This is a genomic window from Mesorhizobium sp. M0715 (genome assembly GCF_040320355.1).
GTDB lineage: Bacteria > Pseudomonadota > Alphaproteobacteria > Rhizobiales > Rhizobiaceae > Mesorhizobium.
In genome coordinates this window covers 1-919 of record NZ_JAMYPL010000075.1, presented here as the reverse complement: position 1 = coordinate 919, position 919 = coordinate 1, and the positions used below count along the sequence as shown (strand labels likewise).

Below are 919 nucleotides of genomic sequence, written 5' to 3'. Positions count from 1 at the left end.
CGAGGACGATTGATTGCATTACGCGTACGGGGCTGTCACCCACTATGGCCCTACTTTCCAGAAGGTTCCGCTTGTCTCTCAATCGTCACTGGCCTGGTCCGGGTTCGCTCGCCACTACTTCCGGAGTCTCGGTTGATGTCCTTTCCTACGGGTACTTAGATGTTTCAGTTCCCCGCGTTCGCCACTTTACCCCTATGTATTCAGGGTAAGTTACCTATTATCGATACTTGGAAACCACAGCAGCAAGTCAGCCTTGCGACCTTCTGGCTGCTCTGATTTTCCAAGTACCTTAGGTGGGTTTCCCCATTCGGAAATCTACGGATCAAAGGGTATTCGCACCTCCCCGTAGCTTATCGCAGCGTATCACGTCCTTCATCGCCTGTGCATGCCAAGGCATCCACCAATTGCCCTTAAGACACTTGATCGTTCTCATTGCCAATGCCCACCTGCGCAATCCGAAGGATTGTCGCTTCAGCCTCTCCCTTACGGGATCAGCATCCGCGCAATTCCAAAGGAATTGTCGCCTGAAGCAGATCCTGTGCGGGATCTAACTTCGATGTCATTGGCACAAAAAGACCAGCTTCTCGAGATCGGTTCGAGGGTGCGGTTAGGCAAGCCCATCATATGCGGGAGATTGAGCGTCTCCCGCGACAAATCACAAACCTTTCGGCTCATGAAGTTCGAACAAATCTTCTCTTTACAATGTCAAACAGAACAAGCGGCAAGCTACATGCTCACCACAAAACCTTTTTACGAATGACTTTTCTCTTCATCTCTACTCGACACCTCCGCGCGATCCGCAGGATCGTCGCGAACCGCGACAATCCCTTCGGAATTGCGCGCTCGCCAAACCGCAATGTGGCGGCAGCAAGCGACAATCCTGCGGATTGCGCGAGTGGTGGAGCCGGACGGGATCGAA

The 919-nt window shown here is 52.7% G+C and carries 1 protein-coding gene and 1 rRNA gene; both read right to left on the bottom strand.

Going from position 1 to position 919, the window contains the following annotated elements:
- Positions 1–425: ribosomal RNA gene (locus tag NKI21_RS32350) — 23S ribosomal RNA — on the bottom strand; the annotation flags it as partial.
- Positions 426–734: 309 nt separating this feature from the next.
- Positions 735–919, bottom strand: a 185-nt coding sequence (locus NKI21_RS32345) for a hypothetical protein (protein ID WP_352869326.1), incomplete at its 5' end; no start/stop codon positions are given.